The following is a 445-nucleotide window of genomic DNA, read 5'->3' as shown; positions in this document are numbered from 1 at the left end:
GATACCAAAAAGAGTGAAGTCAATATTGCCCCTAAAGTGAATTTCTACTCATCGTATCATTATTTGTTTTGATCATTGATCTTGTGATTATGATTTTTAAGCTATATTTACACAATGAGAATTGATAAATTTATAAACACTACTAATATTGTAAAAAAACGTTCCATCGCTCAGGATATGTGTGAAACAGGAGTTGTCTCAATCAATGGTATAGTGGCAAAATCAAGTCGGGATGTCAAAATTGGAGACATCATTGAAATAAAATATTTAGAAACTACAAAAAAATATAAAGTCTTGCAAATTCCAATCTTAAAAAGCATTCCAAAAACAAAAAGCGAGGAATATGTGATAGAGGTTTGAAATATCAAAATAGATCTATTTGTCTAAATAATTTGTTCTAAAATACCTTTTTCTAGCATTGATAGAGACAATAAATAATCATTAT

Annotated in this window: 1 protein-coding gene; it reads left to right on the top strand. The window is 27.9% G+C overall.

From position 1 onward, the window contains the following. Positions 1 to 114: 114 nt before the first annotated feature. Positions 115 to 360 (top strand): RNA-binding S4 domain-containing protein, encoded by a 246-nt coding sequence (locus BKH42_RS09250; protein WP_095296079.1) that lies wholly within the window; start codon positions 115 to 117, stop codon positions 358 to 360. Positions 361 to 445: the final 85 nt, after the last annotated feature.

It is taken from the genome of Helicobacter sp. 13S00482-2, from assembly GCF_002272795.1.
GTDB lineage: Bacteria > Campylobacterota > Campylobacteria > Campylobacterales > Helicobacteraceae > Helicobacter_J.
The sequence above is the reverse complement of the archived record's forward strand: the minus strand, read 5'-3'. Positions and strand labels throughout refer to the sequence as shown.